This is a genomic window from Escherichia fergusonii ATCC 35469 (genome assembly GCF_000026225.1).
Classification (GTDB): Bacteria; Pseudomonadota; Gammaproteobacteria; order Enterobacterales; family Enterobacteriaceae; genus Escherichia; species Escherichia fergusonii.
The window spans coordinates 4,091,715-4,110,023 of the sequence record NC_011740.1 but is presented as its reverse complement, the minus strand read 5'-3'; the positions used below and the strand labels follow the sequence as shown (position 1 = coordinate 4,110,023).

Below are 18,309 nucleotides of genomic sequence, written 5' to 3'. Positions count from 1 at the left end.
TGTAGGGAGCTAGAGTGGCTAACATCCTTATAGCCACTCTGAATGTTTTAATTAAACTTCTTTCAGTTTTGCGGTGAAGTGACGCAATACTTTCGGTTCGTAGGTAAAGGTTAAACCTTTAATATTCGCCGCGTTCTCTTTCACATGTTTGAAGGCTTCAATAATGAAGTCCATATGTGTTTGAGTATATGTTGCGCGCGGAATGGTTAAACGCAGCAGTTCAGCCGGGCACGGCAGTTGTTTACCGGTTTTCGGATCGCGGCCTAACAGGAAAGAGCCAATTTCTACCGCACGGATGCCAGCGACTTTATACAGCTCGCAGGCCAGTGCCTGTGCCGGGAACTGGTCTGCCGGGATATGCGGCAACAGTTTACCTGCATCAACGAATGCCGCGTGACCGCCTGCCTGCTGGCAGACAACGCCAATCTCTTCCAGACCATCGACCAGATACTGCACCTGCGCAATACGATAAGCCAGCCAGTCCAGATTCATGCCGTCATACAGACCTACCGCCAGACGCTCCATCGCGCCGCCTTCCAGGCCGCCATATGTCGGGAAGCCTTCCTGTACCACGCAAAGGGTTCTGCACTCGGTGTACACATCAAACAAGCTGTCGTCTTTCACGCACAGCAGACCGCCCATCGGCACCATCGCATCTTTCTTGGCGGACATCGCCAGCATATCGGCATATTTGTAGGTTTCGCGGGTGATCTGCTCGATGGTCCAGTCTTTGTATTCTGCTTCACGTTGCTTGATGAAATAGGCGTTTTCGGCAAAGCGTGCGGAGTCCATGACCACCGGAATATCGTATTTCTTCGCGATGCTGTACATCGCTTTTAAGTTTGCCAGTGAAACCGGCTGACCACCTGCAGAGTTACTCGTGATGGTTGCAACGATATATGGCACGTTATTCGGGCCAACTTCTTCAATACCGCGTTCTAATCCCTCAAGGTCAAAGTTGCCTTTAAAGTCGTAACGCACGCCCGTATCGAAGGCTTCTTTGATATAGACGTTACGCACGGTACAGCCGTTGATCTGGCTATGGCCCTGCGTGGTATCAAAGAAATAGTTAGAGAACGCCACCATTTTGCTGCGATCCAGGCCCTTTTCCTGCTCGCGTTTTTTAATCAGAACTGGAATATAGATTTGTTCTGCGCCACGGCCCTGGTGAGTCGGAATAGTGTATTGATAACCAAAGATATTTTTCACTGATTCGGCTAACGCATAGTAGCTGCGGCTGCCGCTGTAAGCTTCATCGCCGCGCATCATCGCGGCCTGCATACTCTGCGTCACCGCCCCGGTGCCGCTGTCAGTCAGTAAATCGATAAACACATCTTCGCTATCCAGCAGGAACGGATTCATACCGGATTTAATAATTGCTTCTTCACGATAAGCGCGAGTGGTACGTTTTACTGGTTCAATAACACGAATGCGGAACGGTTCAGGGAGATGTTTAAAGTTTTCCATTACATAATCCTTCATTTATTTTAATTACAATGATCCCTGTGAATATTACATTTGCAATATCCATTAATTCGCCAGATATATATGCAAGGGCCATCATTTACTAAAACAAGTAAATAAATGAGAGACAGCCTTTGCAAAAGGCAAAATTAAGATATAGCAAACGAATCGATCACATTGAATCTAATCGGTTTGGCTCTGGTGATGGCTACAGAAGGGTAAATTAAGGGCGGTGATCGACAATCTTATTGTCGATATTAAACCATTTTGAGGTCACACATATATGTAAGATATTCATAATGCACTTATCCTCGAAAGACACGCCGCTACATTATTACACTCAGAATTTTTGTCTATTCTGAAATTGTTTAAATGTGAATCGAATCACAATCGTTCGGGAAGCAATATTAAATGCTTTTTTTAAAGATTATAAATTACGTAAGAATTTTAATGTTTAAAAAAAGGGTTGAGGCATAACAGAAGTGTTAACAATGAAGCGAAGCCGCATCTGACAGTCAGAATGCGGCTTCGTAAGTGCGATTACTTACCAATACAGAAGCTGGAGAAAATTCGCCCCAGCAGGTCGTCAGAAGTAAATTCCCCGGTGATCTCGCTTAAGTTCTGCTGCGCCAGACGCAGTTCTTCCGCCAGCAGCTCGCCTGCCCAGGCTCCTAACAGTTGCGCTTTACCCTGTTGCAGGTGCTCTGCCGCCTGTTCCAGTGCCTGTAGGTGACGACGACGCGCCAGGAAGCCGCCTTCCATGTTGGTGTCAAAGCCCATGCTCTGTTTGAGATGGTTACGCAGCACGTCCACACCTTCACCAGTCCTTGCAGAGAGACGAATTAACGCGTGACCGTTCACTTCGCTCATCCCCAACGTTTCGCCGGTGATATCGGCTTTATTGCGTACCACGGTGATCGGCAGTTTCGCTGGCAGACGGGCGATAAACTCCGGCCAGATCTCTGCTGGATCAACAGCGTCTGTCGTAGTGCCATCAACCATAAACAGCACGCGGTCGGCCTGTTCAATTTCCTGCCATGCGCGCTCGATCCCAATACGTTCAACTTCGTCACTGGCTTCGCGTAATCCGGCGGTATCGATGATATGCAGCGGCATTCCGTCAATGTGGATATGCTCACGCAGTACGTCACGCGTGGTTCCGGCGATATCAGTCACGATTGCCGCTTCACGGCCCGCCAGCGCGTTTAACAGGCTCGATTTACCGGCGTTAGGACGTCCGGCAATCACCACTTTCATCCCTTCGCGTAACAAGCTGCCCTGACGAGCCTCGGCGCGTACTGCGTCGAGATCGGCAATCACGTCATTGAGCTGGGCTTCAATTTTGCCGTCGGAGAGGAAATCGATCTCTTCATCGGGGAAATCAATTGCCGCTTCGACGTAAATGCGCAAGTGGGTGAGGGCTTCCACCAGATGGTTAACCCGTGCGGAGAACGCGCCTTGCAGCGAGTTTAGCGCTGAGCGCGCCGCCTGTTCCGAGCTGGCGTCGATAAGGTCTGCAATCGCTTCGGCCTGGGCTAAATCGAGTTTATCGTTCAGAAATGCGCGTTCGGAAAACTCACCAGGACGGGCAATCCGCAGGCCGGGAATAGTCAGAATGCGTTTTAACAGCAGGTCGAGGATCACCGGACCGCCGTGACCTTGCAGTTCCAGCACATCTTCGCCGGTGAATGAGTTCGGGCCAGGGAACCATAGCGCAATCCCCTGATCGAGCACGCTGCCATCGGCGTCTTTAAACGGAAGATAATCGGCGTAGCGCGGCTTAGGCAGTTTACCCAGCACGGTTTCGGCAACCTCACGGGCTTTGAGGCCGGAGATGCGCAGGATGCCAACGCCGCCACGTCCCGGAGGCGTGGCCTGGGCTACGATAGTGTCATTATCGCTCATGATGTTCCTGTTGCTTTGTGTGGCGGATGCGCGGTGCTTATCCGCCCTACGAAAAGAAAAAAGGCGGTCAACTGACCGCCCTTATTTTAGCGAAAACTCACCGAATCAGGATTTTTTCTTCTCGCGGCTATGCAGGCCACGTTTTTCCAGACCACGGTAAATCAGCTGCTGCTGAATAATGGTAACCAGGTTGCTGACGATATAGTACAGCACCAGACCTGACGGGAACCACAGGAAGAACACGGTGAAGATGACCGGCATAAAGGTCATGATCTTCTGCTGCATCGGGTCGGTCACAGTGGTCGGCGACATCTTCTGAATGAAGAACATCGTTACGCCCATCAGGATCGGCAGGATGTAGTACGGGTCCTGTGCTGACAGGTCGTGGATCCACAGTGCAAACGGTGCCTGACGCAGTTCAACAGAACCCATCAGCATGTAGTACAACGCCAGGAAGATTGGCATCTGGATCAGCAGCGGGAAGCAGCCGCCCAGCGGGTTAACCTTCTCAGCTTTGTACAGCGCCATCATTTCCTGGCTGATACGCTGTTTGTCATCGCCCAGACGCTCACGCATCGCCTGAATCTTCGGCTGCAGCATACGCATCTTCGCCATGGAGGTGTACTGCGCTTTGGTCAGCGGGTACATGATGCCACGAACGATAAAGGTGATGATGATAATGGAGAAGCCCCAGTTACCCACAAAGCTATGGATCCATTTCAGCAGTTTGAACAGCGGCTGAGAGATGAACCACAACCAACCGTAATCAACGGTCAGATCCAGGTGCGGAGCAACTGCTGCCATTTTGTCCTGGATTTCCGGGCCAACCCACAGGGTGCTGTTCATTGCGCCAGTCTGACCAGGCTGAACCAGTACCGGCTGAGATTTATAGCCGATAGCGGCGATGCCGTTACCCAGATTAGCGGTGTAGAAGTTGTTGGTACCGTCGTTATGCGGGATCCACGCAGTCGCGAAATACTGTTGCAGCATCGCCACCCAACCACCTTTCGAAGAGATGTTCAGGTTTTCGTTATCGGCAATGGTATCAAACTTATATTTCTCGTACTTCTCGTCAGGCGTGGAGTACGCCGCGCCACGGAAGGTGTGCAGTGCGAAGTTGCTGCTTCCGGTGTCGAGATACGGTGGCAGTGTAATGGATTGCTTCAACTGACCAAAGGTGGAGATCTCCAGCGGTTTCTCGCCAGCGTTCTGCACGTTGTAGTTGACGTTGACAGCGTAATCACCACGTTTCAGGATAAACGTTTTGGTAAACGTGTTGCCTGCCGCGTCGGTATACGTCATCGGCACCTGCAGTTCGTTTTGACCTTCAGCCAGCACATAAGCGTCTTTTTCAACGTTATACAGCGGACGCGGGCCGTTAGCCGGGTTATCCGGGCCATCACGACCGGTCAGACCGCTCTGTGCCTGATAAATAAACTGCGGTGAAGTTTCCAGCAGCTGGAACGGCTGGGTAGAGTTCAGCTCTTTCGGGTAAGCAGGCAGCAGAGCTTGCTCAACATCACCACCACGGGTGTTGATGGTCAGATCAAGCACGTCGGTCTTAACCGAGATCAGTTTCCCCTGGCCACTGGCCGGTACGCCCTGGTCGGCGGCGCTACCCGCTGCGGTGGTCGTTGTCTGCGTGGTCTGTTGGGCCTGAGGTTGCGGGTTTTTATCCTGCTCCCAGGCTTGCCAGATCATGAAAGACACGAACAGCAAAGCGATGACTAAAAGATTGCGTTGCGAATCCATCGTTAGTGTTCTCTGGTATCAAATGGTCCGGGCGGGACGGGATCGTCACCACCAGGGTGTAAAGGGTGGCATTTTAATACGCGTTTCACCGTCAACCAACTGCCTTTTATCACTCCAAACCTGCGCAATGCCTCAATTCCGTAGCTTGAACAGGTTGGAGTGAAACGACAATGCGGCCCGAGTAGCGGACTAATCAGGCGTTGATAGACCCGAATGAGGGCTATCAGGACCCGCGAGCCAGGCGACAGTGGCGGCGCCATAATTTTTCCAACGCTTCCGAGAGAGCACGGTTATCGAGGTCGGCAACCCCTTTTTTCGCCACCACCACGAAATCCATAGCCGGGAGTTCATGTTGGCGCAGACGGAAGCTTTCACGCGTCAGACGTTTAATCCGATTGCGTTCATGGGCGCGTCGAACGTTTTTCTTGGCGACTGTAAGACCGATACGGGGATGCCCCAGCGAATTCAGGCGGCCGAGAATAGTAATTTGCGGCGTGCCAGCCCGTTGTGGCTGCTGGAAGACGAATGTGAATTGACTGGGAGTTAACAAGCGTAACTCCCTGGGAAATGCGAGCTTAACCACTCAGGGGTTAGCTTTATTACTTAGAAACGGTCAGACGAGCGCGGCCTTTAGCACGACGACGTGCCAGAACCTGACGACCATTTTTAGTAGCCATACGAGCACGGAAGCCGTGAGAACGGTTGCGCTTCAGTACAGACGGTTGAAAAGTGCGTTTCATGGCGATTTCTACCTAAACTTGAATAAATTCAATGGCTTTATTGGATATCCGCCGAAAAATGAAACGATGGACACCGAAGCCATGGGTGATTAAAGAGGCCGGATTGTAATAATTGTACACTCCGGAGTCAATTCTCTTTCCTTATTTACCGCGCTTTTCCGCACCTTTTCGCAGGGAAAACGTACGGCCTCACACCAGTGAAAACCAGCATGGCGCGCCGGGTGGAGGATTATACGGGCTGACGGGTAAAGCGCAAGGATCGTACTGGATCTTTATTAGATCGATTAAGCCAATTTTTGTCTATGGTCATTAAATTTTCCAATATGCGGCGTAAATCGTGCCCGCCTCGCGGCAGGATCGTTTACACTTAGCGAGTTCTGGATCATCCTGTGGATAAATCGGGAAAATCTGTGAGAAACAGAAGATCTCTTGCGCAGTTTAGGCTATGATCCGCGGTCCCGATCGTTTAGCAGGATCTTGATCGGGCATATAACCGCAGACAGCGGTTCGTGCGTCACCCTCAAGCAGGGTCTTTTCGACGTACGTCAACAATCATGAATGTTTCAGCCTTAGTCATTATCGACTTTTGTTCGAGTGGAGTCCGCCGTGTCACTTTCGCTTTGGCAGCAGTGTCTTGCCCGATTGCAGGATGAGTTACCAGCCACAGAATTCAGTATGTGGATACGCCCATTGCAGGCGGAACTGAGCGATAACACGCTGGCCCTGTACGCGCCAAACCGTTTTGTCCTCGATTGGGTACGGGACAAGTACCTTAATAATATCAATGGACTGCTAACCAGTTTCTGCGGAGCGGATGCCCCACAGCTGCGTTTTGAAGTGGGCACAAAGCCCGTAACACAAACACTGAAAGCTGCAGCCAGCAATACAGTTGCACCTGCTCAGGCAGCTCAGGTGCAGCCGCAACGTGCTGCGCCTTCTACGCGTTCCGGTTGGGATAACGTCCCGGCTCCGGCAGAACCGACCTATCGTTCTAACGTAAACGTCAAACACACGTTTGATAACTTCGTTGAAGGTAAATCTAACCAACTGGCGCGCGCGGCGGCTCGCCAGGTGGCAGATAACCCTGGCGGTGCCTATAACCCGTTGTTCCTTTATGGCGGCACGGGGCTGGGTAAAACTCACCTGCTGCATGCGGTGGGTAACGGCATTATGGCGCGTAAGCCGAATGCCAAAGTGGTTTATATGCACTCCGAGCGCTTTGTTCAGGACATGGTTAAAGCCCTGCAAAACAACGCGATCGAAGAGTTTAAACGCTACTACCGTTCCGTAGATGCACTGCTGATCGACGATATTCAGTTTTTTGCTAATAAAGAACGATCTCAGGAAGAGTTTTTCCACACCTTCAACGCCCTGCTGGAAGGTAACCAGCAGATCATTCTCACCTCGGATCGCTATCCGAAAGAGATCAATGGCGTTGAAGATCGTCTGAAATCCCGCTTCGGTTGGGGACTAACTGTGGCGATCGAACCGCCAGAGTTAGAAACCCGCGTGGCGATCCTGATGAAAAAGGCCGACGAAAACGACATTCGTTTGCCGGGCGAAGTGGCGTTCTTTATCGCCAAGCGTCTACGCTCTAACGTACGTGAGCTGGAAGGGGCGCTGAACCGCGTCATTGCTAACGCTAACTTTACCGGACGGGCGATCACCATCGACTTCGTACGTGAGGCGCTGCGCGACTTACTGGCTTTGCAGGAAAAACTGGTCACCATCGATAATATTCAGAAGACGGTGGCAGAGTACTACAAGATCAAAGTTGCGGATCTCCTTTCCAAGCGTCGTTCTCGTTCGGTAGCGCGTCCACGCCAGATGGCGATGGCGCTGGCGAAAGAGCTGACTAATCACAGTCTGCCGGAGATTGGCGATGCGTTTGGTGGCCGTGACCACACAACGGTGCTTCATGCCTGCCGTAAAATCGAGCAGTTGCGTGAAGAGAGCCACGATATCAAAGAAGATTTTTCAAATTTAATCAGAACATTGTCATCGTAAACCTATGAAATTTACCGTAGAACGTGAGCATTTATTAAAACCGCTACAACAGGTGAGCGGTCCGTTAGGTGGTCGTCCTACGCTACCGATTCTCGGTAATCTGCTGTTACAGGTTGCTGACGGTACGTTGTCGCTGACCGGTACTGATCTCGAGATGGAAATGGTGGCACGTGTTGCGCTGGTTCAGCCGCACGAACCAGGGGCGACGACCGTTCCGGCGCGCAAATTCTTTGATATCTGCCGTGGTCTGCCTGAAGGCGCGGAAATCGCCGTGCAACTGGAAGGTGAGCGGATGCTGGTGCGTTCCGGGCGTAGCCGTTTTTCGCTTTCCACCCTGCCAGCAGCAGATTTCCCGAACCTCGATGACTGGCAGAGCGAAGTCGAATTTACCCTGCCGCAGGCGACGATGAAGCGTCTGATTGAAGCGACTCAGTTTTCGATGGCGCATCAGGATGTTCGCTATTACTTAAACGGTATGCTGTTCGAAACCGAAGGTGAAGAACTGCGTACCGTGGCGACCGACGGTCACCGTCTGGCGGTCTGCTCCATGCCAATTGGTCAATCTTTACCAAGCCATTCGGTGATCGTGCCGCGTAAAGGCGTGATTGAACTGATGCGTATGCTCGACGGCGGCGACAATCCGCTGCGCGTGCAGATTGGCAGCAACAACATTCGCGCCCACGTTGGCGACTTTATCTTCACCTCCAAACTGGTGGATGGTCGCTTCCCGGATTATCGCCGCGTTCTGCCGAAGAACCCGGACAAACATCTGGAAGCAGGCTGCGATCTGCTCAAGCAGGCGTTTGCCCGTGCAGCGATCCTCTCCAACGAGAAATTCCGCGGCGTGCGTCTGTATGTCAGCGAAAACCAACTGAAGATCACCGCCAACAACCCGGAACAGGAAGAAGCGGAAGAGATTCTCGACGTTACCTATAGCGGTGCGGAGATGGAAATTGGCTTCAACGTCAGCTATGTGCTGGATGTTTTGAACGCGCTGAAATGCGAAAACGTGCGCATGATGCTGACCGATTCGGTTTCCAGCGTGCAGATTGAAGATGCCGCATCACAGTCGGCTGCCTATGTTGTCATGCCAATGAGACTGTAATGTCCCTCACCCGCTTGTTGATCCGCGATTTCCGCAATATCGAAACCGCGGATCTCGCCTTATCTCCCGGCTTTAACTTTCTGGTAGGTGCCAACGGCAGTGGCAAAACCAGCGTGCTGGAAGCCATCTATACGCTCGGCCACGGTCGGGCGTTTCGCAGTTTGCAGATTGGTCGTGTTATTCGCCACGAGCAGGAGGCGTTTATTCTCCACGGGCGTTTACAGGGCGAAGAGCGCGAGACGGCGATTGGCCTAACCAAAGACAAACAGGGTGACAGCAAAGTCCGCATCGACGGTACTGACGGGCATAAGGTCGCCGAGCTGGCGCATCTGATGCCGATGCAACTGATAACGCCAGAAGGGTTTACTTTACTCAACGGCGGCCCCAAATACAGAAGAGCCTTCCTCGACTGGGGATGCTTTCACAACGAACCCGGATTTTTCACCGCCTGGAGCAATCTCAAGCGATTACTCAAGCAGCGCAATGCGGCACTGCGCCAGGTGACTCGTTATGAACAGCTACGCCCGTGGGACAAAGAACTGATCCCGCTGGCAGAACAAATCAGTACCTGGCGCGCCGAGTACAGCGCCGGTATCGCCGCTGATATGGCCGATACCTGTAAGCAATTTCTCCCGGAGTTTACTCTGACTTTCTCTTTCCAGCGCGGCTGGGAGAAAGAGACAGAATATGCTGAGGTGCTGGAACGTAATTTTGAACGCGATCGCCAGCTAACCTACACCGCGCATGGCCCGCATAAAGCGGACTTACGCATTCGCGCCGACGGTGCGCCGGTGGAAGATACCTTATCGCGTGGGCAGCTTAAGCTGTTGATGTGCGCCTTACGTCTGGCGCAAGGAGAGTTCCTCACCCGTGAAAGCGGGCGGCGGTGTCTCTACCTGATAGATGATTTTGCCTCTGAGCTTGATGATGAGCGTCGCGGGCTGCTTGCCAGCCGCTTAAAAGCGACGCAATCACAGGTCTTTGTCAGCGCGATCAGTGCTGAACACGTAATAGACATGTCGGACGAAAATTCGAAGATGTTTACCGTGGAAAAGGGTAAAATAACGGATTAACCCAAGAATAAATGAGCGAGAAACGTTGATGTCGAATTCTTATGACTCCTCCAGTATCAAAGTCCTGAAAGGGCTGGATGCGGTGCGTAAGCGCCCGGGTATGTATATCGGCGACACGGATGACGGCACCGGTCTGCACCACATGGTATTCGAGGTGGTAGATAACGCTATCGACGAAGCGCTCGCGGGTCACTGTAAAGAAATTATCGTCACCATTCACGCCGATAACTCTGTCTCTGTACAGGATGACGGGCGCGGCATTCCGACCGGTATTCACCCGGAAGAGGGCGTATCGGCGGCGGAAGTGATCATGACCGTCCTGCACGCAGGCGGTAAATTTGACGATAACTCCTATAAAGTGTCCGGCGGTCTGCACGGCGTTGGTGTTTCGGTAGTAAACGCCCTGTCGCAAAAACTGGAGCTGGTTATCCAGCGCGAGGGTAAAATTCACCGTCAGATCTACGAACACGGTGTACCGCAGGCTCCGCTGGCGGTTACCGGCGAGACTGAAAAAACCGGCACCATGGTGCGTTTCTGGCCAAGCCTCGAAACCTTCACCAATGTGACCGAATTCGAATATGACATTCTGGCGAAACGCCTGCGTGAGTTGTCGTTCCTCAACTCTGGCGTTTCCATTCGTCTGCGCGACAAGCGCGACGGCAAAGAAGACCACTTCCACTATGAAGGCGGTATCAAGGCGTTCGTTGAATATCTGAACAAAAACAAAACGCCGATCCACCCGAACATCTTCTACTTCTCCACCGAAAAAGACGGTATCGGCGTTGAAGTTGCATTGCAGTGGAATGATGGCTTCCAGGAAAACATCTACTGCTTTACCAACAACATTCCGCAGCGTGATGGCGGTACTCACCTGGCAGGCTTCCGTGCGGCGATGACCCGTACTCTGAACGCCTACATGGATAAAGAAGGCTACAGCAAAAAAGCCAAAGTCAGCGCCACCGGTGACGATGCGCGTGAAGGCCTGATTGCCGTCGTTTCCGTAAAAGTGCCGGACCCGAAATTCTCCTCTCAGACCAAAGACAAACTGGTTTCTTCTGAGGTGAAATCGGCGGTTGAACAGCAGATGAACGAACTGCTGGCAGAATACCTGCTGGAAAACCCAACCGACGCGAAAATCGTAGTCGGCAAAATTATCGATGCTGCTCGTGCCCGTGAAGCTGCGCGTCGCGCTCGTGAAATGACCCGTCGTAAAGGTGCGCTGGATTTAGCGGGCCTGCCGGGCAAACTGGCGGACTGTCAGGAACGCGACCCGGCGCTCTCTGAACTGTACCTTGTGGAAGGGGACTCCGCGGGCGGCTCTGCGAAGCAGGGGCGTAACCGCAAGAACCAGGCGATTCTGCCGCTGAAGGGTAAAATCCTCAACGTCGAGAAAGCGCGCTTCGATAAGATGCTCTCTTCCCAGGAAGTGGCGACGCTGATCACCGCGCTTGGTTGTGGTATCGGTCGTGACGAGTACAACCCGGACAAACTGCGTTACCACAGCATCATCATCATGACCGATGCGGACGTCGACGGCTCGCACATTCGTACGCTGCTGTTGACCTTCTTCTATCGTCAGATGCCGGAAATCGTTGAACGCGGTCACGTCTACATCGCTCAGCCGCCGCTGTACAAAGTGAAGAAAGGCAAGCAGGAACAGTACATTAAAGACGACGAAGCGATGGATCAGTACCAGATCTCTATTGCGCTGGATGGCGCAACGCTGCACACCAACGCCAGTGCACCGGCATTGGCTGGCGAAGCGTTAGAGAAACTGGTGTCTGAGTACAACGCGACGCAGAAAATGATCAACCGCATGGAGCGTCGTTATCCGAAAGCAATGCTGAAAGAGCTTATCTATCAGCCGACGCTGACGGAAGCCGACCTCTCTGATGAGCAGACCGTTACCCGTTGGGTGAACGCCCTGGTCAGCGAACTGAACGACAAAGAACAGCACGGCAGCCAGTGGAAGTTTGATGTCCACACCAATGCTGATCAAAACCTGTTTGAACCGATTGTTCGCGTGCGTACCCACGGTGTGGATACTGACTATCCGCTGGATCACGAGTTTATCACCGGCGGCGAATATCGTCGTATCTGCACGCTGGGCGAGAAATTGCGTGGTCTGCTGGAAGAAGATGCGTTTATCGAACGTGGTGAGCGTCGTCAGCCGGTAGCCAGCTTCGAGCAGGCGCTGGACTGGCTGGTGAAAGAGTCCCGTCGCGGCCTCTCCATCCAGCGTTATAAAGGTCTGGGTGAGATGAACCCGGAACAGCTGTGGGAAACCACCATGGACCCGGAAAGCCGTCGTATGCTGCGCGTTACCGTTAAAGATGCGATTGCTGCCGACCAGTTGTTCACCACGCTGATGGGCGACGCTGTTGAACCGCGCCGTGCGTTTATCGAAGAGAACGCCCTGAAAGCGGCGAATATTGATATTTAATGGCATTAACAATGTGAGCGTGCCTGATGCGCTACGCTTATCAGGCATGAAGTTATAAGAAAGGGCGGAGATCATCTCCGCCCTTTTTATTTCTGCAATCCGCAATTATCATCCCGCAGAACTATACTTTTTGAGTCAACACGTAACGCTTTACAGGTGATTATCATGGGGCTTTTTGATGATGTTGTCGGCGCCTTTCTGAAAGGCGATGCGGGGAAATATCAGGCTATTTTGAGTTGGGTTGAGGAACAGGGCGGCATTCAGATGCTGTTGGAAAAACTGCAAAGTGGCGGCTTAGGTGCCATTCTCTCAACCTGGTTGAGTAATCAACAGGGCAATCAGCCGGTGAGTGGCGAGCAACTGGAGTCGGCGCTCGGCACAAATGCGGTGTCCGATCTCGGGCAAAAACTGGGTGTAGATACCAGTACGGCTTCCAGCTTGCTGGCAGAGCAACTGCCAAAGATTATTGATGCACTCTCACCACAAGGTGAAGTGTCACCACAAGCCAATAACGATCTGCTTTCCGCAGGCATGGAACTGCTGAAAGGGAAACTCTTCCGCTAAGCAAATGGGGAGCACGCAACGCGCGTTGCATCCCCCTTTTCCCCAGGGTGTTGTACTGATTTTTGAGCGGAATCGCGTTAGCATGGGTCAGGAACCAATCTACCTGGGGAACTCATGGCTATCAAACTCATTGCTATCGATATGGATGGCACCCTTCTGCTGCCCGATCACACCATTTCACCCGCCGTTAAAAATGCGATTGCCGCAGCTCGCGCCCGTGGCGTGAATGTCGTGCTAACGACGGGTCGCCCTTATGCAGGTGTTCACAACTACCTGAAAGAGCTGCATATGGAACAGCCGGGCGATTACTGCATTACTTATAACGGCGCGCTGGTACAGAAGGCCGCCGATGGTAGCACCGTGGCGCAAACCGCTCTGAGCTATGAAGACTACCGTTTCCTGGAAAAACTCTCTCGCGAAGTCGGTTCTCATTTCCACGCCCTGGACCGCACCACGCTGTACACCGCCAACCGTGATATCAGCTACTACACGGTGCATGAATCTTTCGTTGCCACTATTCCGCTGGTGTTCTGCGAAGCGGAGAAAATGGACCCCAATACTCAGTTCCTGAAAGTGATGATGATTGATGAACCCACCATCCTCGACCAGGCCATTGCGCGTATTCCGCAGGAAGTGAAAGAAAAATACACCGTGCTAAAAAGTGCGCCGTACTTCCTCGAAATCCTCGATAAACGCGTTAACAAAGGTACGGGCGTGAAATCACTGGCTGATGTGTTGGGCATTAAGCCGGAAGAAATCATGGCGATTGGCGATCAGGAAAACGACATCGCAATGATTGAATACGCAGGTGTTGGTGTGGCAATGGATAACGCTATTCCTTCGGTGAAAGAAGTGGCGAACTTTGTCACCAAATCCAACCTGGAAGATGGCGTGGCGTTTGCTATTGAGAAGTATGTGCTGAATTAATTAGTGGACGGGCAAACAGCATAAACGCGTTTGCCCGCTTACTGATTATTGGTTTACTGCATATACAACCAGAAATTGCAGCGGTGCAGTAATGATGTCCAGCGTAACAGTCACTGGCAGTAATGCTGCGGAAACACCATCCGGAATGCCTCTGGGTGAATAGTATTCATAAAATCGCACTTTAAATGGATGGTAGAACGCCATCACCTTTGAGTAATCCATGTTTTTATTTTTCTCATGGATTGTGCCTTTTAGGTTTTCCAGTGACCTGGTACAGTGTTGAACACCACAGGCAAAACCATAATGCGTTGCCAGTGCCTTTTCTTCTTCGTTATTCCAGTAGTAGTAAAGCGATATTGTGCCGGTAAATTTCTTTTTCCCCGCATTTAAAACAAATCTTGCGTCATCGGCAACCTGAATATTGTGCCGGTTAAGTGCTGGATCATTGAGCATCTTAACGATGTCATCGGCACCATCAGTGATAAGGTAATCCAGCGATTCCCCTACAAAAACATAGCCTTTTATTCCATTACTATCTTTTGCCTGCGATAGCCCCGTGATGGTGTCTGACTGCGATTGATACTTTCCTGAAGTACCCTTTGCGGTATGGGAAACCAGAGCATACGAGATACAGCCTGAAAGCATCAGCGCCAGTGGGAATAAACTGGCAGCCTTAAAAAATCCCTTAAAATTCAACTTCATGACTAATCCTTTAAACGAGTAGCTAAGCCGTTGAAAGCATACTCTTCTTTCCCTCCTGTTTAGCGCCTGATATCCCTTTTCAGATTTCTGCCCGACGCATGTCATTTTTTTATGCATTGTTCTTTTTGTGATCTAAATTGTAGTACAACAATATAACTTTGTACTACATTACACACACGGCAAACGCGAACGTCATCACGCTGGTACTACAAAATTGCCGCGTTATGCATCGATCGGGGTAAAGTAGAGAAGTACATACAGAGCACAAGGACTCTCCATGACTCTCAATAAAACCGATCGCATCGTCATTACGCTGGGTAAACAGATCGTTCACGGCAAATACGTGCCAGGCTCGCCGCTTCCGGCCGAAGCGGAACTTTGTGAGGAGTTTGCAACCTCGCGCAACATCATCCGTGAGGTTTTTCGTTCGCTGATGGCGAAGCGGCTGATTGAAATGAAACGTTATCGCGGGGCGTTTGTGGCACCGCGTAATCAGTGGAATTACCTCGATACTGACGTGCTGCAATGGGTGCTGGAAAACGACTACGACCCACGGCTTATCAGTGCAATGAGCGAAGTGCGAAATCTGGTGGAACCGGCGATTGCCCGTTGGGCGGCAGAGCGCGCGACTTCCAGCGATCTGGCGCAGATTGAATCAGCGCTGAACGAGATGATCGCCAACAATCAGGACCGCGAAGCGTTTAACGAAGCGGATATTCGCTATCACGAGGCGGTACTGCAATCAGTGCATAACCCGGTGTTACAGCAACTTAGCATTGCGATTAGTTCATTACAGCGGGCGGTTTTTGAACGAACCTGGATGGGCGATGAGGCCAACATGCCGCAAACGCTCCAGGAACATAAGGCGCTGTTTGATGCGATACGGCATCAGGACGGCGATGCGGCAGAGCAGGCGGCGCTTACTATGATCGCCAGCTCGACACGAAGGTTAAAGGAAATCACATGACAGCTCGCTACATCGCAATTGACTGGGGATCGACCAATCTGCGCGCCTGGCTTTATCAGGGCGACCACTGCCTGGATAGCAGGCAATCAGAAGCAGGCGTCACGCGTCTGAACGGAAAATCTCCGGCTGCGGTGCTAGCGGAAGTGACGACCGACTGGCGTGAAGAGAATACGCCAGTGGTGATGGCAGGAATGGTCGGCAGCAATGTCGGCTGGAAAGTTGCGCCGTATTTATCTGTTCCTGCCCGTTTTTCATCTATTGGCGAACAATTAACGTCTGTTGGCGACAATATCTGGATTATTCCCGGATTATGCGTTTCTCATGATGATAACCACAATGTGATGCGCGGCGAAGAAACACAATTGATCGGCGCGCGTGCTTTGGCTCCTTCCTCTCTTTATGTCATGCCCGGTACGCATTGCAAATGGGTGCAGGCCGATAGCCAGCAAATCAACGATTTTCGCACCGTGATGACCGGTGAATTACATCATTTACTGTTAAATCATTCATTGATTGGCGCAGGTTTACCACCGCAGGAAAACTCTGCCGATGCCTTCGCGGCTGGCCTTGAGCGTGGTCTCAATGCGCCCGCCATATTGCCGCAGCTTTTTGAAGTTCGTGCCTCGCATGTGCTGGGAACACTTCCCCGTGAACAGGTCAGCGAATTTCTCTCAGGTTTGTTGATTGGCGCAGAGGTCGCCAGTATGCGCGACTACGTGGTCCATCAACACGCCATCACCCTTGTCGCCGGAACATCGCTGACTGCACGCTACCAGCAAGCCTTTCAGGTGATGGGTTGCGACGTGACGGCGGTGGCGGGCGACACGGCATTTCAGGCTGGTATAAGGAGCATCGCTCATGCAGTGGCAAACTAAACTCCCGCTGATCGCCATTTTGCGCGGCATTACGCCCGACGAGGCGCTGGCGCATGTTGGCGCGGTGATTGACGCTGGGTTCGACGCGGTAGAAATCCCGCTGAACTCTCCACTATGGGAACAAAGCATTCCCGCCATCGTTGATGCGTATGGCGATAAAGCGTTGATTGGCGCAGGTACGGTACTGAAACCTGAACAGGTCGATGCGCTCGCCAGGATGGGCTGTCAGCTCATCGTTACGCCCAATATCCATAGTGAAGTGATCCGCCGCGCGGTGGGCTATGGCATGACCGTTTGCCCCGGCTGCGCGACGGCGACTGAAGCCTTTAGCGCGATCGACGCGGGCGCGCAGGCGCTGAAAATATTCCCGTCATCGGCTTTTGGGCCGCAATACATCAAAGCGTTAAAAGCGGTATTACCGCAGGACATCCCGGTCTTTGCCGTAGGCGGTGTGACGCCAGAAAACCTGGCGCAGTGGATAGACGCAGGTTGTGCAGGGGCGGGCTTAGGCAGCGATCTCTATCGCGCCGGGCAGTCCGTAGAACGCACCGCGCAGCAGGCAGCAGCATTTGTTAAGGCGTATCGAGAGGCAGTGCAATGAAAATCACCAAAATTACTACGTATCGTTTACCTCCCCGCTGGATGTTCCTGAAAATTGAAACTGATGAAGGCGTGGTCGGTTGGGGCGAGCCCGTGATCGAAGGCCGCGCTCGTACGGTGGAAGCGGCAGTTCACGAGCTGAGTGACTATTTGATTGGTCAGGATCCATCGCGCATCAATGACTTATGGCAAGTGATGTATCGCGCCGGATTTTATCGTGGCGGTCCGATTCTGATGAGCGCCATCGCCGGGATCGACCAGGCGTTATGGGATATCAAAGGTAAAGTGCTGAATGCGCCGGTCTGGCAATTGATGGGTGGCCTGGTTCGCGACAAAATTAAAGCCTACAGTTGGGTCGGCGGCGATCGTCCGGCGGATGTTATCGACGGCATTAAAACGCTACGTGAAATCGGCTTCGATACCTTCAAACTGAACGGTTGTGAAGAACTGGGATTGATTGATAACTCCCGCGCGGTAGATGCGGCGGTCAACACCGTGGCACAAATTCGTGAAGCTTTTGGCAATCAGATTGAGTTTGGTCTTGATTTCCACGGTCGCGTCAGCGCGCCGATGGCGAAAGTGTTGATTAAAGAACTGGAACCGTATCGCCCGCTGTTTATTGAAGAACCGGTGCTGGCGGAACAAGCCGAATACTACCCGAAACTGGCGGCACAAACTCACATCCCACTGGCGGCGGGTGAGCGCATGTTCTCACGTTTCGATTTTAAACGTGTGCTGGAAGCTGGCGGTATTTCGATTCTGCAACCGGATCTCTCCCACGCAGGCGGTATTACCGAATGCTACAAAATTGCCGGAATGGCGGAAGCCTATGACGTGACCCTTGCGCCGCACTGTCCGCTCGGCCCGATTGCACTGGCGGCTTGCCTGCATATCGACTTTGTTTCCTATAACGCGGTACTTCAGGAACAAAGTATGGGCATTCACTACAACAAAGGCGCGGAGTTACTCGACTTTGTGAAAAACAAAGAAGACTTCAGCATGGTCGGCGGCTTCTTTAAACCGTTAATGAAACCGGGCTTAGGCGTGGAAATCGACGAAGCCAAAGTTATTGAGTTCAGTAAAAATGCCCCGGACTGGCGTAATCCGCTCTGGCGTCATGAAGATAACAGCGTAGCAGAGTGGTAATTCCTGCCACGTAAGCCCCTCATCGGGCACTAAAACAGC

General features: G+C 52.2%; 19 protein-coding genes. 10 read left to right on the top strand and 9 right to left on the bottom strand.

Annotation, left to right across the window (positions count from 1 at the left end; genetic code table 11):
- Positions 1-51: 51 nt before the first annotated feature.
- The 8 genes from tnaA to EFER_RS24325 all read right to left on the bottom strand — a co-directional run bounded on the left by tnaA (position 52) and on the right by EFER_RS24325 (position 6,171).
- Complete coding sequence (tnaA, locus tag EFER_RS20020; protein WP_015953902.1) at positions 52-1,467, bottom strand: tryptophanase; 1,416 nt, start codon at positions 1,465-1,467, stop codon at positions 52-54.
- 220 nt (positions 1,468-1,687) lie between these two features.
- Positions 1,688-1,762 (bottom strand): tryptophanase leader peptide, encoded by a 75-nt coding sequence (gene tnaC, locus EFER_RS20015; protein ID WP_001364348.1) that lies wholly within the window; start codon positions 1,760-1,762, stop codon positions 1,688-1,690.
- Positions 1,763-2,004: 242 nt separating this feature from the next.
- Positions 2,005-3,369, bottom strand: coding sequence for a tRNA uridine-5-carboxymethylaminomethyl(34) synthesis GTPase MnmE (gene mnmE / locus EFER_RS20010; protein ID WP_001282361.1), 1,365 nt, complete (start codon positions 3,367-3,369; stop codon positions 2,005-2,007).
- 105 nt (positions 3,370-3,474) lie between these two features.
- Positions 3,475-5,121 carry a membrane protein insertase YidC gene (yidC, locus tag EFER_RS20005; RefSeq protein ID WP_000378248.1) on the bottom strand — a complete coding sequence of 549 codons (1,647 nt, stop codon included), beginning with the start codon at positions 5,119-5,121 and terminating at the stop codon, positions 3,475-3,477.
- 2 nt (positions 5,122-5,123) lie between these two features.
- The gene (gene yidD, locus EFER_RS20000) at positions 5,124-5,381 is read right to left on the bottom strand and encodes a membrane protein insertion efficiency factor YidD (protein ID WP_001307474.1); all 258 of its coding nucleotides are present in this window, start codon (positions 5,379-5,381) and stop codon (positions 5,124-5,126) included.
- The gene (rnpA, locus tag EFER_RS19995; RefSeq protein WP_000239730.1) at positions 5,345-5,704 is read right to left on the bottom strand and encodes a ribonuclease P protein component; all 360 of its coding nucleotides are present in this window, start codon (positions 5,702-5,704) and stop codon (positions 5,345-5,347) included. The genes yidD and rnpA overlap by 37 nt, the downstream gene beginning before the upstream one ends.
- 16 nt (positions 5,705-5,720) lie before the next feature.
- Positions 5,721-5,861, bottom strand: a complete 141-nt coding sequence (gene rpmH / locus EFER_RS19990) for a 50S ribosomal protein L34 (RefSeq protein WP_000831330.1) — start codon at positions 5,859-5,861, stop codon at positions 5,721-5,723.
- Positions 5,862-6,090: 229 nt separating this feature from the next.
- On the bottom strand, positions 6,091-6,171 hold the full coding sequence (locus EFER_RS24325; RefSeq protein ID WP_123057255.1) for a hypothetical protein: 81 nt from the start codon (positions 6,169-6,171) through the stop codon (positions 6,091-6,093).
- A 296-nt stretch (positions 6,172-6,467) separates the two neighbouring features.
- Between EFER_RS24325 and dnaA the strand changes: the two genes are divergently transcribed.
- The 6 genes from dnaA (at position 6,468) to yidA (ending at position 13,980) form a co-directional block, all read left to right on the top strand.
- Entirely contained in the window at positions 6,468-7,868 is a 1,401-nt protein-coding gene (gene dnaA, locus EFER_RS19985; protein ID WP_000059097.1) for a chromosomal replication initiator protein DnaA, read from the top strand.
- A 4-nt stretch (positions 7,869-7,872) separates the two neighbouring features.
- The gene (gene dnaN, locus EFER_RS19980) at positions 7,873-8,973 is read left to right on the top strand and encodes a DNA polymerase III subunit beta (protein WP_000673464.1); all 1,101 of its coding nucleotides are present in this window, start codon (positions 7,873-7,875) and stop codon (positions 8,971-8,973) included.
- A complete protein-coding gene (recF, locus tag EFER_RS19975; protein WP_000060098.1) occupies positions 8,973-10,046 on the top strand; it encodes a DNA replication/repair protein RecF in 1,074 nt (357 codons plus the stop codon). Before dnaN ends, recF begins: the two co-directional genes overlap by 1 nt.
- A 28-nt stretch (positions 10,047-10,074) precedes the next feature.
- On the top strand, positions 10,075-12,489 hold the full coding sequence (gyrB, locus tag EFER_RS19970; protein WP_001353554.1) for a DNA topoisomerase (ATP-hydrolyzing) subunit B: 2,415 nt from the start codon (positions 10,075-10,077) through the stop codon (positions 12,487-12,489).
- A gap of 165 nt (positions 12,490-12,654) precedes the next feature.
- Positions 12,655-13,053, top strand: coding sequence for a YidB family protein (locus EFER_RS19960; RefSeq protein WP_002431834.1), 399 nt, complete (start codon positions 12,655-12,657; stop codon positions 13,051-13,053).
- 114 nt (positions 13,054-13,167) lie between these two features.
- A complete protein-coding gene (gene yidA / locus EFER_RS19955; protein ID WP_000985562.1) occupies positions 13,168-13,980 on the top strand; it encodes a sugar-phosphatase in 813 nt (270 codons plus the stop codon).
- A gap of 45 nt (positions 13,981-14,025) precedes the next feature.
- Here yidA and EFER_RS19950 read toward each other — a convergent pair whose 3' ends face one another.
- On the bottom strand, positions 14,026-14,682 hold the full coding sequence (locus tag EFER_RS19950) for a YidX family protein (RefSeq protein ID WP_000772954.1): 657 nt from the start codon (positions 14,680-14,682) through the stop codon (positions 14,026-14,028).
- Positions 14,683-14,959: 277 nt separating this feature from the next.
- Between EFER_RS19950 and dgoR the strand changes: the two genes are divergently transcribed.
- The 4 genes from dgoR to dgoD are packed head-to-tail and all read left to right on the top strand — an operon-like array spanning position 14,960 to position 18,270.
- Positions 14,960-15,649, top strand: a complete 690-nt coding sequence (gene dgoR, locus EFER_RS19945; RefSeq protein ID WP_000174305.1) for a D-galactonate utilization transcriptional regulator DgoR — start codon at positions 14,960-14,962, stop codon at positions 15,647-15,649.
- A complete protein-coding gene (dgoK, locus tag EFER_RS19940; protein WP_000127066.1) occupies positions 15,646-16,524 on the top strand; it encodes a 2-dehydro-3-deoxygalactonokinase in 879 nt (292 codons plus the stop codon). The genes dgoR and dgoK overlap by 4 nt, the downstream gene beginning before the upstream one ends.
- Positions 16,508-17,125, top strand: coding sequence for a 2-dehydro-3-deoxy-6-phosphogalactonate aldolase (gene dgoA, locus EFER_RS19935; protein WP_001198703.1), 618 nt, complete (start codon positions 16,508-16,510; stop codon positions 17,123-17,125). Before dgoK ends, dgoA begins: the two co-directional genes overlap by 17 nt.
- Positions 17,122-18,270: a galactonate dehydratase gene (gene dgoD / locus EFER_RS19930; RefSeq protein ID WP_000705010.1), complete on the top strand. Its 1,149-nt coding sequence runs from the start codon at positions 17,122-17,124 to the stop codon at positions 18,268-18,270. The genes dgoA and dgoD overlap by 4 nt, the downstream gene beginning before the upstream one ends.
- Positions 18,271-18,309: the final 39 nt, after the last annotated feature.

Coding starts and splice junctions, on each gene's coding strand:
- tnaA (WP_015953902.1), bottom strand. CDS start 1,467: ATGGAAAACTTTAAACATCTCCCTGAACCGTTCCGCATTCGTGTTATT.
- mnmE (WP_001282361.1), bottom strand. CDS start 3,369: ATGAGCGATAATGACACTATCGTAGCCCAGGCCACGCCTCCGGGACGT.
- yidC (WP_000378248.1), bottom strand. CDS start 5,121: ATGGATTCGCAACGCAATCTTTTAGTCATCGCTTTGCTGTTCGTGTCT.
- yidD (WP_001307474.1), bottom strand. CDS start 5,381: ATGGCGCCGCCACTGTCGCCTGGCTCGCGGGTCCTGATAGCCCTCATT.
- rpmH (WP_000831330.1), bottom strand. CDS start 5,861: ATGAAACGCACTTTTCAACCGTCTGTACTGAAGCGCAACCGTTCTCAC.
- EFER_RS24325 (WP_123057255.1), bottom strand. CDS start 6,171: ATGACCATAGACAAAAATTGGCTTAATCGATCTAATAAAGATCCAGTA.
- dnaN (WP_000673464.1), top strand. CDS start 7,873: ATGAAATTTACCGTAGAACGTGAGCATTTATTAAAACCGCTACAACAG.
- recF (WP_000060098.1), top strand. CDS start 8,973: ATGTCCCTCACCCGCTTGTTGATCCGCGATTTCCGCAATATCGAAACC.
- gyrB (WP_001353554.1), top strand. CDS start 10,075: ATGTCGAATTCTTATGACTCCTCCAGTATCAAAGTCCTGAAAGGGCTG.
- EFER_RS19960 (WP_002431834.1), top strand. CDS start 12,655: ATGGGGCTTTTTGATGATGTTGTCGGCGCCTTTCTGAAAGGCGATGCG.
- yidA (WP_000985562.1), top strand. CDS start 13,168: ATGGCTATCAAACTCATTGCTATCGATATGGATGGCACCCTTCTGCTG.
- EFER_RS19950 (WP_000772954.1), bottom strand. CDS start 14,682: ATGAAGTTGAATTTTAAGGGATTTTTTAAGGCTGCCAGTTTATTCCCA.
- dgoR (WP_000174305.1), top strand. CDS start 14,960: ATGACTCTCAATAAAACCGATCGCATCGTCATTACGCTGGGTAAACAG.
- dgoK (WP_000127066.1), top strand. CDS start 15,646: ATGACAGCTCGCTACATCGCAATTGACTGGGGATCGACCAATCTGCGC.
- dgoA (WP_001198703.1), top strand. CDS start 16,508: ATGCAGTGGCAAACTAAACTCCCGCTGATCGCCATTTTGCGCGGCATT.
- dgoD (WP_000705010.1), top strand. CDS start 17,122: ATGAAAATCACCAAAATTACTACGTATCGTTTACCTCCCCGCTGGATG.